At 65.7% G+C, this 12,753-nt stretch carries 13 protein-coding genes; 3 read left to right on the forward strand and 10 right to left on the reverse strand.

Annotation, left to right across the window (positions count from 1 at the left end):
• Window positions 1-411 precede the first annotated feature (411 nt).
• Window positions 412-888 (reverse strand): CinA family protein, encoded by a 477-nt coding sequence (locus P5W98_RS13705; protein ID WP_421024956.1) that lies wholly within the window; start codon window positions 886-888, stop codon window positions 412-414.
• A 91-nt stretch (window positions 889-979) separates the two neighbouring features.
• The gene (locus tag P5W98_RS13710; RefSeq protein ID WP_421024957.1) at window positions 980-1,762 is read right to left on the reverse strand and encodes an SIR2 family NAD-dependent protein deacylase; all 783 of its coding nucleotides are present in this window, start codon (window positions 1,760-1,762) and stop codon (window positions 980-982) included.
• A 225-nt stretch (window positions 1,763-1,987) separates the two neighbouring features.
• Between P5W98_RS13710 and P5W98_RS13715 the strand changes: the two genes are divergently transcribed.
• Window positions 1,988-2,269: a hypothetical protein gene (locus tag P5W98_RS13715; protein WP_421024958.1), complete on the forward strand. Its 282-nt coding sequence runs from the start codon at window positions 1,988-1,990 to the stop codon at window positions 2,267-2,269.
• A 9-nt stretch (window positions 2,270-2,278) separates the two neighbouring features.
• On the opposite strand, the gene P5W98_RS13720 is transcribed toward P5W98_RS13715, so the two are convergent.
• The 6 genes from P5W98_RS13720 to P5W98_RS13745 form a co-directional block, all read right to left on the reverse strand.
• Window positions 2,279-3,049 carry a L,D-transpeptidase gene (locus P5W98_RS13720; protein WP_421024959.1) on the reverse strand — a complete coding sequence of 257 codons (771 nt, stop codon included), beginning with the start codon at window positions 3,047-3,049 and terminating at the stop codon, window positions 2,279-2,281.
• 238 nt (window positions 3,050-3,287) lie between these two features.
• Window positions 3,288-5,105 carry a glutamine--fructose-6-phosphate transaminase (isomerizing) gene (gene glmS / locus P5W98_RS13725; protein WP_421023242.1) on the reverse strand — a complete coding sequence of 606 codons (1,818 nt, stop codon included), beginning with the start codon at window positions 5,103-5,105 and terminating at the stop codon, window positions 3,288-3,290.
• Between the two features lie 80 nt (window positions 5,106-5,185).
• Window positions 5,186-6,559, reverse strand: coding sequence for a bifunctional UDP-N-acetylglucosamine diphosphorylase/glucosamine-1-phosphate N-acetyltransferase GlmU (gene glmU / locus P5W98_RS13730; RefSeq protein WP_421024960.1), 1,374 nt, complete (start codon window positions 6,557-6,559; stop codon window positions 5,186-5,188).
• Window positions 6,560-6,764: 205 nt separating this feature from the next.
• Window positions 6,765-7,751, reverse strand: coding sequence for a tRNA 2-thiocytidine(32) synthetase TtcA (gene ttcA, locus P5W98_RS13735; protein WP_421024961.1), 987 nt, complete (start codon window positions 7,749-7,751; stop codon window positions 6,765-6,767).
• A gap of 3 nt (window positions 7,752-7,754) precedes the next feature.
• Window positions 7,755-8,150 (reverse strand): dihydroneopterin aldolase, encoded by a 396-nt coding sequence (locus P5W98_RS13740; protein ID WP_035534057.1) that lies wholly within the window; start codon window positions 8,148-8,150, stop codon window positions 7,755-7,757.
• A 255-nt stretch (window positions 8,151-8,405) separates the two neighbouring features.
• Window positions 8,406-9,185, reverse strand: a complete 780-nt coding sequence (locus P5W98_RS13745) for an SDR family oxidoreductase (RefSeq protein WP_421024962.1) — start codon at window positions 9,183-9,185, stop codon at window positions 8,406-8,408.
• A gap of 169 nt (window positions 9,186-9,354) precedes the next feature.
• Here P5W98_RS13745 and P5W98_RS13750 point away from each other — a divergent pair, with 169 nt between their 5' ends.
• Together P5W98_RS13750 and P5W98_RS13755 are read left to right on the forward strand one after the other, a co-directional pair.
• Window positions 9,355-10,581 carry a class I SAM-dependent methyltransferase gene (locus P5W98_RS13750; protein WP_421024963.1) on the forward strand — a complete coding sequence of 409 codons (1,227 nt, stop codon included), beginning with the start codon at window positions 9,355-9,357 and terminating at the stop codon, window positions 10,579-10,581.
• A gap of 6 nt (window positions 10,582-10,587) precedes the next feature.
• The gene (locus P5W98_RS13755) at window positions 10,588-10,782 is read left to right on the forward strand and encodes a DUF2905 domain-containing protein (RefSeq protein WP_035534054.1); all 195 of its coding nucleotides are present in this window, start codon (window positions 10,588-10,590) and stop codon (window positions 10,780-10,782) included.
• A gap of 65 nt (window positions 10,783-10,847) precedes the next feature.
• Here the strand turns inward: P5W98_RS13755 and P5W98_RS13760 are convergent, their stop codons facing one another.
• Complete coding sequence (locus tag P5W98_RS13760; protein WP_421024964.1) at window positions 10,848-12,104, reverse strand: multifunctional CCA addition/repair protein; 1,257 nt, start codon at window positions 12,102-12,104, stop codon at window positions 10,848-10,850.
• Window positions 12,101-12,748 carry a glutathione S-transferase family protein gene (locus tag P5W98_RS13765; protein ID WP_421024965.1) on the reverse strand — a complete coding sequence of 216 codons (648 nt, stop codon included), beginning with the start codon at window positions 12,746-12,748 and terminating at the stop codon, window positions 12,101-12,103. Before P5W98_RS13765 ends, P5W98_RS13760 begins: the two co-directional genes overlap by 4 nt.
• Window positions 12,749-12,753 lie beyond the last annotated feature (5 nt).

The following is a 12,753-nucleotide window of genomic DNA, read 5'->3' on the forward strand; positions in this document are numbered from 1 at the left end:
TCTGCTCGATTCATCGGATTAATGCGGTTTCCCGCACTGGCCTGCGAATCTTCATCGCCAAACAGCGTCGCCTTCGGGCGGCGTTTTTTTTGCCTTCAACGATGGTGTGGATATCACGTCGCCCCCCAGGTTATCCACTCCAGGCTCTGGACAAACTGGGGATGACCTGGCGAATGATCTGTGGATCACTTCTTGATAACTCCCGGCTGTTCATCAAAGGCCAAAAAGTTATCCGCGCAGTTCGAAATGCATACAGAAATTGTCCGCATGCCTGTCCGGATTGCATCGAATTGAACCGAATAAGAAATACCGCGTTATCCACAGGAAATGCCAGGGCTTGTTAACTATTACTACGTATACATATATAAATTCATAACTCTTATTGAATAACGCGCGCCGTCAGATGCGGCCTCAGCATGCATACGCCTCGACAAAGCGCGGCAGTCCCAGCAACGCACGACGCACAACAGAACGCCGGAGCTCCGGGCGACGCCCCGAAAAGAGCACGGTCTCGCTCGCGGACACCACATGGTCCCCCTGCATGCACGCCCATGCAAAGCAATGCGCAACGCTCGCCCTGCCCTCCTGCTCCGGCGCCGGCCATCCAATGCTTGCAAGTACAACATTCGCATGTCCGGCGCGTTGCGCGAGCAACGCTTCGGCCAGCGCACGGGCAAGCGGCTCATCGGGCTTCGCCCTGCCCGCTGCGCCGGGCAACCCCGCCAAAGCCGCGTGCGTATGCGCGACGACGCCGATATCCAGGCACCCGACAGCGCCTGCCGCATCGGCGAGCATGCCCGTGATGGCTCCGGCGGTGCCGGTTTCGATGCTCGCGAGCACGAGCGAGCGCGAACGCAGATAACCGACGATCTGCTTCGATATGTTCATGGTTCGTGGAACCTTCGTAAGTGCAAGCAACAAAAAGGGCGTGCAGCCGTTCAGCCAGCACGCCCTCGTGGCGATCCAGATCGCGGCTGCGTCAGCTGCCTTCCATCATCTGCTCGATGGCGGGTTCGAGCTTGCTCAAGCCGACAGTCGCAGGCTCCTGCTCGACCACGCCGAAAAACTCGGTGCGCTGCGGCGCGGGGTCGACGAGCATATTGCGCGCGTAACAGCCGTAGCGCGTGGGCGGCAGCAGCCGCTCGGGCGGAATGACTTCGAACGCCGTGCCAACGGCGATGAACAGATCGTCGTCGGTCATGGCCTGCTGAATGCGCCAGAGCGTCTGATATTCGGGCGCGGCCTCGTTGAAGAACACGACGCCCGGCTTCACGCTGTCCACCTGGCCGCACGACGGACAGGCCGCGCCCGGATCGAGCTTCGCCCCGACGCTCGGAAAGCGGTAGTCGCAGTCGGTGCAGAGCAGCGAGATCATGTCGCCGTGCAGATGCGTGATCTGGCGCGCGCCGGCCTGCTCGAGCATGTCGTCGATGTTCTGCGTGACGAGATGCACGCGCTCGGTGCCCCACGTGTTTTGCCACTGCGCGAGCAGGCGGTGGGCTTCGTTCGGGCGCGCGCCCGAGCATTCGGCGATGCGCTGGTTGTAGAAGCGAAATACCGCGGGCCGGTTGCGGCGCCACGTGTGGTAATTGCAGACCTCGTCGATGCTCGCATGCGTCCAGATACCGTCGCCGGTGCGGAACGTCGAAATGCCGCTTTCCGCCGAGAGCCCCGCGCCCGAGAACACATACAGGCGAGGCAAGCGCGCCTGCTGCGCGCGTTGCTGACCCGGTCGTTGCCGGACTTGCTCAAAATCGGCCACTTTCATCTCCTGAATTCGATCGGAGCCATTATGACCGTGCATTCGGGCTTTCGTCAGGAGGCGGCGGGACCGGTGGGAGCAAACGGGGCACAACCGGTTTTTTTACAGACGGTTACAGCAGAGCGCATGCCGTTTCACCTTGGAGCGATTCCAGTGTCTAGTATCCGGGCATCCGCGGGCGCCTCGCTGCGCCCGGACACACGATACAAAAGACGAGGAAGCACCATGAAACGCGCACTGATTCTTTCCGCTCTCGGCGTGGCACTGGCGGCGGCGTGCGGCGAGGCGTCGGCGCATACCGACCTGAGCGTGATGCTGGGCGTCCCGGCGCCGGTCTACGCGGCGCCGCCGGAGGTGGTCTACGAGCAGGCCCCTGTGGCCTACGCTGCGCCCGCCTATGGCTACGGCTATGGTTACAGCGAAGATGACGACTGGGACCACCGCTGGCGCGACCACGGCCGTCATCGCGGCTGGTACAAGCACCATCGCGAAGACGACGACAATTAAGCCGCTGCATCAACTGCGGTATGTGTAGACTTTGTCGCCCGGTTTGAAGGTTTCCCACATCCGTTGCATCACGGCCTCGGAGCCGACGCCCATGCAGCCGTGGCTAAAGCCGTCATAACCCTCGCGCTGGAAATCATAGGAGAGGTGAAATGCCTGGCCTCTGCGCGAATCCTTGTCCCAAGCGATAAACATCGCATAGGGCATGGGGGTGCCATAAAGACTGGAGACGTGATGGCGCGATTTCCAGTCGATTCGCCCATGGCCGTCCCCGGTGGCGAAGCTGCCGCCTCGCCCATCGCCGGGGCGGAAGGGGAAAGAAAACTGCGGCGCCCCGTTGATATAGGCCGTAGCCACATAGGTGGTCTTGTCGGCGCAGATGATCCGCTTTGCCGTGGTGCAGATCCTTGGGGCGGAGGCCGGGGTAGCGGCGGTATCGAAAGAGAATCCGTCGGGCAGCGCCGGCGAAGTTTCGCCTGCGTGGGGCTCCTGAGTTCCATTGGCGGTCCACTTCGTCGTGGCCGCATTCTGGATGGCACGGATCGCGTCCGGCATGGTCATGGAAGATGCGGCGGCGCTCGGCGGGGCCACGGTCGCCTCCGCGACAGCCCGCGCCACAGGTACGGGCTTTGCCGTAGCCAGGGTGCGAGTTGTGTCGATGGCTGCATCGACGTCATCCTGACGGCCCTCGCCCGATACCGTGGCCGCTATGACGATACCCATGCCGGCAATCAGCACGGATCCATATCCGATCAGGCGCTTCACCCCTACGCGTGATTTCACCACCGTTCTCCGCAATCATTCACGGGTCCATTACCAGGACTCTCAGGACCCCGAGCGATTCTACGCGACGCGACGCGAAGATTACTGTCTTGAAAGACTTCAGGTGACGCACTGACGCCTTCCGTCAAATGTGAAGCGGGATCTCAAATCGCCGCACGTAAAAAAAGGCCGGACACTCGTTGAGCATCCGGCCTCGTGATGGACGTGTCAGCGACACGTCACCGCTCATTCCACGCGCTTATTCCACCGTCACCGACTTCGCGAGATTGCGCGGCTTGTCCACATCCGTGCCGCGCGTGCAGGCCGTGTGATACGCGAGCAGTTGCAGCGGCACCACGTGCAGGATCGGCGAGAGCAGACCGTAGTGTTCCGGCATGCGGATCACGTGGATGCCGTCTTCGCTGGCGATATGCGTATCCGCGTCGGCGAACACGTACAGATGGCCGCCGCGCGCGCGCACTTCCTGCATGTTCGACTTGAGCTTCTCCAGCAGCGCGTCGTTCGGCGCCACCGTCACGACCGGCATCGCCTCCGTCACCAGCGCGAGCGGCCCGTGCTTCAACTCGCCGGCCGGATACGCCTCGGCGTGGATATACGAGATCTCCTTGAGCTTGAGCGCGCCTTCGAGCGCGATCGGGTAATGCAGCCCGCGCCCGAGGAACAGCGCGTTTTCCTTGCGCGCGAACTCCTGCGACCACGCGATGATCTGCGGCTCCAGCGCCAGCACGCCATTGAGAGCCGCCGGCAGGTGGCGCAGCGCCTTCAGGTACGCATCCTCCTGCTGAGCATTCACGTGGCCGCGCAGCTTGCCCAGCGTCACTGCGAGAACGAACAGGCCCACCAGCTGCGTCGTGAACGCTTTCGTCGACGCCACGCCAATCTCGCGCCCCGCATGCGTTAGGAACTTGAGCTCCGTGAGGCGCACCATCGCGCTCGTCGCTACATTGCAGACCGCCAGCGTGTGCTCCATGCCCAGCGACTGCGCGTGCTTGAGCGCCGCGAGCGTGTCCGCGGTTTCGCCCGACTGCGAGATCGTCACCACCAGCGCGCGCGGATTGGGCACCGACTCGCGGTAGCGGTACTCGCTTGCGATCTCCACTTCGGTACGGATCTTCGCGACTGACTCGAGCCAGTACTTCGCGGTCAGGCCCGCATAGTAGCTCGTGCCGCACGCGAGAATCAGGATGCTGTCGATGCCCCTGAACACCTCGCCCGCGTTTTCGCCGAACTGCACGGGATCGAAGGCGGCATCGGCGGGAATCGTGTCGGAGATCGCGCGCGGCTGCTCGAAGATCTCCTTTTGCATGTAGTGGCGATACGGGCCCAGCTCGACCGCGCCGCTATAGGCCTGCACGTCGCGCGCCGCGCGCTCGGCGGGCTTGCCCGCGCGGTCGACGATGCGCACGCCCTCGAGCGTGATCTCGCACACATCGCCTTCTTCCAGATAGCTGATGCTCGTCGCGCTGCCCGCGATCGCGAGCGCGTCCGAGGCGATGAAGTTGCCGCCCTCGCCATGGCCCACCACGAGCGGCGAGCCCGCGCGCGCGCCCACCACGGTGTGCGGCTGGTCCTTGTGCACCACGCCGATCGCATAGGCGCCCGCGAGCTGCTGCACCGCCTCGCGCACGGCGGCGAACAGATCGCCCTTGTAGAGGCTGTGAATGAGGTGCGCGATGACTTCGGTGTCGGTCTGCGAGACGAACTCGTAGCCCTTGCCGCGCAGCGTCTCGCGCAGCGACTCGTAGTTCTCGATGATGCCGTTGTGCACGATTGCGAGCGTGTTGCGCGAGAAGATCGGGTGCGCGTTGTTCACCGTGGGTGCGCCGTGCGTGGCCCAGCGCGTGTGCGCAATGCCCGTGACGCCTTCGAAGCGCGCTTCGCGCACCTGGTCGTCGAGCTCGGCCACGCGCGCGACGCTGCGCATGCGCTGCGGGCCTGCGGCCGTGACGATGGCCACGCCGCACGAGTCGTAGCCGCGGTATTCGAGCCGCCGCAGGCCTTCGATGAGAACGGGGACGATATTACGAAGCGCAACTGCGCCGACGATGCCGCACATGGAGTTCGATCCTTTGCAATGAGAGACGGGGCGCCCGATGGAGTCACTGCGCCCGCGATGTTCCGCCGTTCAGTTGTCTATCAGCGCTTGTTCTTCACCGGCCGAACGTAGCCGGTTTTCGCGATCTGGGTTTTTTCGTTGAGCACGAGCGTGTCTGCGGGCACGTCCTTCCAGACGGTCGTGCCGGCCGCGATGGTCACGCCGCGGCCCACGCGCACCGGCGCGACGAGCTGCGTATCGGAGCCCACGAACACATGGTCTTCAAGCACGGTACGGTGCTTGTTCGCGCCGTCGTAATTGCAGGTGATGGTACCCGCGCCGATGTTCACGCCTGCGCCCACGTCGGCGTCGCCCACGTAGCTCAGGTGATTGGCCTTCGAGCCCAGGCCGATGTTCGCGTTCTTCACCTCGACGAAGTTGCCCACGTGCACCTCGTCGGCGAGCTGTGCGCCCGGACGCAGGCGCGCGTAGGGCCCAAGCACGGCCTGCGCGCCCACCGTGGCGCTCTCGATATGCGTATAGGCATCCACGCGCGTGCCCGCGCCAATCACGGCATCGCGGATCACGCAGTTCGGGCCGATGCGCACGTTGTCGGCGAGCGTGACCGCGCCCTCGAACACGCAGTTCACATCGATGAACACGTCGCGCCCGCAGCTGATCGAGCCGCGCAGGTCGAAGCGCGCTGGGTCCGCGAGCGTGACGCCGGCCCCCAGCAATGCGTCGGCGGCGTTGCGCTGGTACACGCGCTCGAGTTCGGCGAGCTGCTGCTTGCTGTTCACGCCGAGCGTTTCCCATTCGGCCTCGGGCTGCGCGGTCACGACCGGATGGCCGGCGGCAATGGCCGCTTCCACGACGTCGGTGAGGTAGTACTCGCCCTGCGCGTTGTCGTTGCCGAGCGACGCGAGCCAGCCCGCCAGCGGCGCGGTGGGCGTCACGACGATGCCGGTGTTGATCTCGTCGATGAGGCGCTCGTCGTCGTTCGCATCCTTCTGCTCGACGATGCGCAGCACCTCGCCGGTCGCGCCGCGCACGATGCGCCCGTAGCCGGTGGGATCGTCGAGGGTCACGGTGAGGATGCCGTAGCCCGCCTTGTCGCCCGCCTTGGCCGCGGCGTCGGTCAGGCGCTTGAGCGTGGAGGTGCGCGTGAGCGGCACGTCGCCGTAGAGCACGAGCGTGGGCTGATTGGCGTCGAGCAGCGGTAGCGCCTGCGCGAGCGCATGGCCGGTGCCGTGCTGCTGCTCCTGCACGGCGAACTGCACGTCGGGCGCGGACACGGCCGCGCGCACGGCCTCGCCGCCATGGCCGATTACGACCACGAGGCGCGTGGGCGCAAGGCTGCGGGCGGTGTCGATGACGTGCGAGAGAAGCGGCTTGCCTGCGAGAGGATGGAGTACTTTCGGCAGTGCGGAGTGCATGCGTTTGCCCATGCCTGCCGCGAGGATCACGATGTTCATTGCATCGGTGACTTTGAGAGGGAAGAAGCGGTCGATTTTAGCATGGGGGGTATCCCCAACGCCGCCTGCCGGCGGGCCTTTGCCGCACCATCGAACACTCTTTTACACCTGCGCAACAGACGCAAAAAAAGACGGCCCTGCCGGGCCGCCTTGGGGTCGAATCGATTCCGCGATCGGCGCGGATGCTGCGCGCCCGCGCCAGGCTTCAGAGTTCGTCGAGCGGCGTGAACTTGAGGGTCGCGCCGCCGCTGCCGGGCATCTCGGACGAATCGGTCGAGCACGGCTCTTCGTCGAACGCGATATCGCCTGCCGGATCGGCCACGCCCGTCGCGCGCAGGTCCTTGAAGCCGAACAGCGAAGCGTCCATCAGGTGCGAAGGCACGACATTGCCGAGCGCATTGAACATGTTCTCGACGCGGCCCGGGAAGCGCTTGTCCCACTCGCGAATCAGCGCTTTCATTTCCGCGCGCTTGAGGTTGGGCTGGCTGCCGCACAGGTTGCACGGAATGATCGGGAATTCGCGCAGTTCGGCGTACTTTTCGAGATCGGTTTCCTTCACGTAGGCGAGCGGCCGGATCACGATGTTCTTGCCGTCGTCGGACTGCAGCTTGGGCGGCATGCCCTTGAGCTTGCCGCCGTAGAACAGGTTCAGCAGCAGCGTCTGGAGGATGTCGTCGCGATGGTGGCCGAGCGCGATCTTGGTCGCGCCGAGCTCGCCCGCCACGCGGTACAGAATGCCCCGGCGCAGGCGCGAGCACAGCGAGCAGGTGGTCTTGCCCTCGGGCACGAGGCGCTTGACGATGCTGTAGGTGTCCTGATTCTCGATGTGGTACGGCACGCCCACCTTGTCGAGATATTCGGGCAGCACGTGCTCGGGAAAGCCGGGCTGTTTCTGGTCGAGGTTCACCGCGACGATCTCGAAGTCGATCGGCGCGCGCTCGCGCAGGCGCATCAGGACATCGAGCAGCGCATAGCTGTCCTTGCCGCCGGACAGGCACACCATCACCTTGTCGCCGTTCTCGATCATGTTGTAGTCGCCGATCGCCTGGCCGACCTGGCGCACGATGCGCTTGAACAGCTTGTTGTTCTCGTAGGCTTCCTTCTGCTCGCGGCGCGTGAGCGCGCGGCGGCCGCTTTCCTCGGCGGAAGCGTCAGCCGATGTATCGATAATCGGCGTTTCGGGGGCGTTCATGAATCAGTCCTCCTTGATGCGAAAGACCTCGACGCCCACCGCGTCGCAGTCCGGGTACACGTCGGGTTTCTGGGTCGACACGCACACGGCGCGCACCTGCTCGTGCGAGAGCAGCGCGGCGGCGAGGTCGTCGCAGAGGGTCTCCTGCAGATGGATATGGCCCTGGCCCACGCGTGCAGCAACGGTCGCGCGCATGAAGTCGTAATCGACGACTTCGCGCAGCTTGTCTTCGCGCGGCGTGGTCGACGAAAGCGGAACGAACAGGTCGACGTTGATGATGACGCGCTGTTCACCGCGTTTTTCGAAGTCATGCACGCCGATGTTGATGTGCACTTCGTAGTTGCGCAAGAAAAGCCGGCGGCAATCGGCAAGCCGGGGATGCAGGAGTACAGCGGACATGTTCGTTCCAGTCGATAAAAGCGTGCATGTTCTTGCACGTGCGCGGGCGCTGCGCGCCACACGGGTCAAACGGGTTACAGGCTTACAAAGCCAGGGTTGCAAAGCCTTCGTGCGATTGCATCGCAGGTGCGTTGCGGAATCCGGGCCGCGATGGAATGTTTTCGCAGCCATCGCGGTTTATGCATTTAGTTGCATTGTTGGGCGTCGATCGCGAAACGCGCCCGCAGCGCGGTTCGCCGCCCGAACAGGTGCACCTCAGCCCTGCGCCTGTTCGCCAGTCAAAAACATTACATCGCGCGGCAGCGGCACGAGATGCTGGCCGCCATCGACCACCAGCGTCGTGCCGGTCACGCCCGAGGCCTGGGCGAGATACAGCGCGGCCTCCACGAGATCGCCGGGGCGCGACGCGCGCCCGAGCGGCGTGACCTTGTGCGCGGCGGCGAAGCTCTCCGGCGTCTGGTCGCCCGATTGCAGCGTGAGGCCCGGCGCGAGACCCACTACGCGCATCTTCGGCGCGAGCGCCTGGGCCAGCGCGACGGTGGCGTTCTGCAGGGCGGCCTTGGACAGCGTGTACGACAGGTAGTCGGGATTCATGTTGTACAGCTTCTGGTCCAGCACGTTGATCACGCAGGTGCGCAACGATTCGTCCTGCAGCGCGGCTTCGGGCGTCGCCGCCCACAGCGTGCGCGCCAGCACCAGCGGCGCACCCACGTTGATCGCCATGAGATGCTGCAGCCTCGCGTAGCCGGCATCGCGCGCCGTGTCTTCCTCGAAGCGCGACGCGTTGTTCAGCACGCACGCGGGCAGGCCGAGCGCCGCGGCGCAATCCGGCACGAGGCGCGCCACCTGGGCCTCGTCCGCCAGATCGGCATGCAGCGCGACCGCGCGGCGGCCCATGGCGCGGATCTGCGCGACGACGTCATCGGCCTCGGCCCGCGAGCCGCCGTAATGCACCGCCACGTCCCATCCGCGTTCGGCAAAGCCCAGCGAAAATGCGCGGCCGATGCGGCGCGCGCCGCCCGTCACGAGGATCACACGCGCGGCAGCGGCTGCGCCAGAATGCGGAGACGATCCCGGCGGCTGGCTCGCGCTCGATGCGGGGTCGGATGAAAAGGCGCCCTTTGGCTGGCCCCCCTTTGTTGGGCCCCCCGAATCCCCGCCAGACCGGCGGATGCCCGATGTTTCGCTCATTTACAATGCCGGGATGAATCCGAAAGCTCACGAACCCGCTAGTTTACCTGTTCCCGAGCCGATCGCGCTCGCACAGTCCGAGGCGCTCGCCGCAACCGTGCGCGCGGAAATTGCCGCAGCGGGCGGCTGGCTGCCGTTCGACCGCTACATGGAGCGCGCGCTTTACGCGCCGGGGCTCGGCTATTACAGCGGCGGCTCGCGCAAGTTCGGCCTGCTGGCCGACGACGGCAGCGACTTCGTGACCGCGCCCGAAATGTCGCCGCTGTTCGCAGCCACGCTCGCGCGCGCCGTGGGCGAAGCGCTCGCGGCCAGCGGCACGCATGCGCTGATGGAGTTCGGCGCGGGCACGGGGCGGCTCGCGGCGGGCGTGATGCTCGCGCTCGAAGCGCTAGGTGTCGCATTTGATTCGTATGCCATCGTCGACCTCTCGGGCGAGTTGCGCGAGCGCCAGCGCGAGACCATCGCCGAGCTTGCGCCGCATCTGGCTTCGCGCGTGCAATGGCTCGACGCGCTGCCCGCGCGCTTCGAAGGCGTGGTGATCGGCAACGAAGTGCTCGACGCAATGCCGGTGCGCCTCTTCGCGCGCAAGGACGCCGTGTGGCACGAGCGCGGCGTGAGCGTGAACATGGAGGCGAACGGCGGCGGCGCGCTCCAGTTCTCGGACCGCCCGGCCATGAGCGGGCTCGATGCGGGCTGGGCGCAGAGCGTACCCGGCAGCGTGCTGGCGCAGATCGACGGCAGCGAAGACTACGTGACGGAAACGCACGAGGCTGCGCTGGCCTTCACGCGCACGATCTGCACGATGCTCGCGCGCGGCGCGGCGTTCTTCATCGACTACGGTTTTCCGCATGGCGAGTACTACCATGCGCAGCGCGTGCAAGGCACGCTGATGTGCCACTACCGCCACCGCGCGCACGGCGACCCGTTCCTCTACCCCGGCTTGCAGGACATCACGGCGCACGTGGAATTCAGCGGCATCGCGCAAGCCGGCGTCGAAGCGGGCGCGGACCTGCTCGGCTACACCTCGCAGGCGCGTTTTCTGATGAACGCGGGCATCACCGAAGTGCTCGGCGAGATCGATCCGCGCGACGCCGCGCGCTTTCTGCCAGCCGCGAACGCGGTGCAGAAGCTCGTCTCGGAAGCGGAGATGGGCGAGCTCTTCAAGGTGATCGCGTTCTCGCGCGGCATCGACGCGACCATCGCCGCATTCGCGCGCGGCGACCGCAGCCACACACTCTGAGCGCTCATGATCCGCTGGTTCATCACCACCTTCATCGCCGTGGCGATTCTCTCCAGCGCCCAGCCGTGGCTCAGGAAGCTCGGCATTGGCCGGCTGCCCGGCGATGTCACGCTGCGCATCTTCGGCCGCGAATATCCGCTGCCGTTCATGTCGACGCTCGTGCTTTCGATGGCGCTTTCGTTTATCGTGCGTGCGCTTTGAGCACGCGCTGAACGGAAAAACGGCGCACAGGTGCGCCGTTTCGAACACCGCCACGACGCGCTGCGTCAGCCAGTCTTCAGCGCCTCCTCCACCGCGCCAACGCGCGCGCGGTGCACCGCTTCCTTGATCTTCTCCGCGGCGTTTTTGTCCGCGCCCGCCTCGGTAATCGCCCGCGCGATCGCGCCCGCGTCCACGCTGCGCGCCGCGGCAAGCGCCACGCGCAGCCGCTCCGCCTGCGGATATGGCGCGTTCTCCCAGTTCAGGCGCCCGCGCAAATCGGCCTCGCAGGCCTGCAGCGCCTCGGCAAAGCGCGCGGGCTTGCGCAGCGCGTCGCTGCGCTCGAGCATGCGCACGAGCGCGGCCGCGCCCATGTCCATCACGCGATGCACGTTGCCGTGCTCGCGCGCGACGAGCAGCGCGAGGTCGCGGCATTCGTTGGGCACGCGCAGCCGGTCGCAGAGCGGCTTCAACAGATCGACGCTGCGCCCTTCGTGGCCGATGTGGCGCGGCAGCATGTCTTCGGGCGTGGTCGCCTTGCCGAGATCGTGCGTGAGCGCCGCGAAGCGCACCGTCAGCACATAGCCCTGCGCAGCGGCATGATCGATCACCATCATCACGTGGATGCCGGTATCGACTTCGGGGTGATAGTCGGCGCGCTGCGGCACGCCGAAGAGGCTGTCCACCTCGGGCAGCACGCGCGCGAGCGCGCCGCATTCGCGCAGCACCGCGAACATGCGCGAGGGCTTGTTTTCCATGAGCCCGCGCGAGACTTCCTGCCAGACGCGCTCGGGCACGAGCGCATCGACTTCGCCCGAGGCCACCATCGACTGCATGAGCGCCATGGTCTCGGGCGCGACCGTGAAGTCGGCGAAGCGCGCCGCGAAGCGCGCGATGCGCAGGATGCGCACCGGGTCTTCGAGAAACGCGTCGCTCACATGACGGAATACCCGCGCGCGCAAATCGTTCGCACCGCCAAATGGATCGACCACGCGCCCGGTCAGCACGCCGCCGGGCTGAACCTCGCGCGCCATCGCATTGATGGTGAGGTCGCGCCGCGCGAGATCTTCCTCGAGCGTGACGTCGGGCGCATAGAAGAACTGGAAGCCGTGATAGCCCGCGGCCGTCTTGCGCTCAGTGCGCGCGAGCGCGTACTCCTCCTGCGTCTGCGGATGCAGGAACACCGGAAAGTCCTTGCCCACTGGGCGATAGCCCTGCGCCGCCATCTGCTCGGGTGTCGCGCCCACGACCACGTAGTCGCGGTCGCGCACGGGCAGGCCCAGCATGTCGTCGCGGATCGCGCCGCCTACCACGTAAATCTTCATGCGTCGGGTTCGTCGTGCTCGATACGGTGGGTTTCCTTGCGCGCGGCTTCGATCCATGCCGCAACGGCGGGCTCGGCGCTCACGCGCGCCGCATAGGCGGCCGCTTTGGGCGAGAGCGCGGGGGCGTAGCTGTTGAAGCGCATCACAACGGGCGCGTACATCGCATCGGCGATACTGAATTCACCGAACAGGAACGAGCCGCCGCTGGCGTCGAGACAGGCGTTCCACAGCGCGTCGATGCGCGCGATGTCCGCGAGCGTGCCGGGCGTAGCACCCGCGCCCGGATTCGATGTGCGGATCGCCATCGGCATGGTCGAGCGCAAGTCCGTGAAGCTCGAATGCATCTCGGCGCTCACGCTGCGGGCGCGCGCACGCGCGTTGGCGTCGCGCGGCCACAGCGCGTGCTGGGGAAAGCGCTCCGCGAGCGTTTCGGCGATGGCAAGCGTGTCCCACACGGCGAAACCCTCGTCGGTGACGAGGCAAGGCACCTTGCCCGACGCCGAAAACGCCAGAATCGACGCTTTGGTTTCGGGTTCGCCGAGTTCGATCAGCACCTCTTCGAACGGAATGCCGAAATGCGTCATCAGCACCCAGGGACGCATCGACCACGACGAGTAGTTCTTGTCTCCAATGACGAGTTTCATATGGA

The sequence above is a fragment of the Paraburkholderia sp. A1BS-2L genome (genome assembly GCF_051125205.1).
GTDB lineage: Bacteria > Pseudomonadota > Gammaproteobacteria > Burkholderiales > Burkholderiaceae > Paraburkholderia.

What these genes read in the sequence shown, in the direction of transcription:
- P5W98_RS13765 (WP_421024965.1), bottom strand. Translation starts at nt 12,748, where the DNA reads ATGAAACTCGTCATTGGAGACAAGAACTACTCGTCGTGGTCGATGCGT.
- P5W98_RS13740 (WP_035534057.1), bottom strand. Translation starts at nt 8,150, where the DNA reads ATGTCCGCTGTACTCCTGCATCCCCGGCTTGCCGATTGCCGCCGGCTT.
- P5W98_RS13705 (WP_421024956.1), bottom strand. Translation starts at nt 888, where the DNA reads ATGAACATATCGAAGCAGATCGTCGGTTATCTGCGTTCGCGCTCGCTC.
- P5W98_RS13715 (WP_421024958.1), top strand. Translation starts at nt 1,988, where the DNA reads ATGAAACGCGCACTGATTCTTTCCGCTCTCGGCGTGGCACTGGCGGCG.
- P5W98_RS13755 (WP_035534054.1), top strand. Translation starts at nt 10,588, where the DNA reads ATGATCCGCTGGTTCATCACCACCTTCATCGCCGTGGCGATTCTCTCC.
- glmS (WP_421023242.1), bottom strand. Translation starts at nt 5,105, where the DNA reads ATGTGCGGCATCGTCGGCGCAGTTGCGCTTCGTAATATCGTCCCCGTT.
- P5W98_RS13760 (WP_421024964.1), bottom strand. Translation starts at nt 12,104, where the DNA reads ATGAAGATTTACGTGGTAGGCGGCGCGATCCGCGACGACATGCTGGGC.
- P5W98_RS13750 (WP_421024963.1), top strand. Translation starts at nt 9,355, where the DNA reads ATGAATCCGAAAGCTCACGAACCCGCTAGTTTACCTGTTCCCGAGCCG.
- glmU (WP_421024960.1), bottom strand. Translation starts at nt 6,559, where the DNA reads ATGAACATCGTGATCCTCGCGGCAGGCATGGGCAAACGCATGCACTCC.
- ttcA (WP_421024961.1), bottom strand. Translation starts at nt 7,751, where the DNA reads ATGAACGCCCCCGAAACGCCGATTATCGATACATCGGCTGACGCTTCC.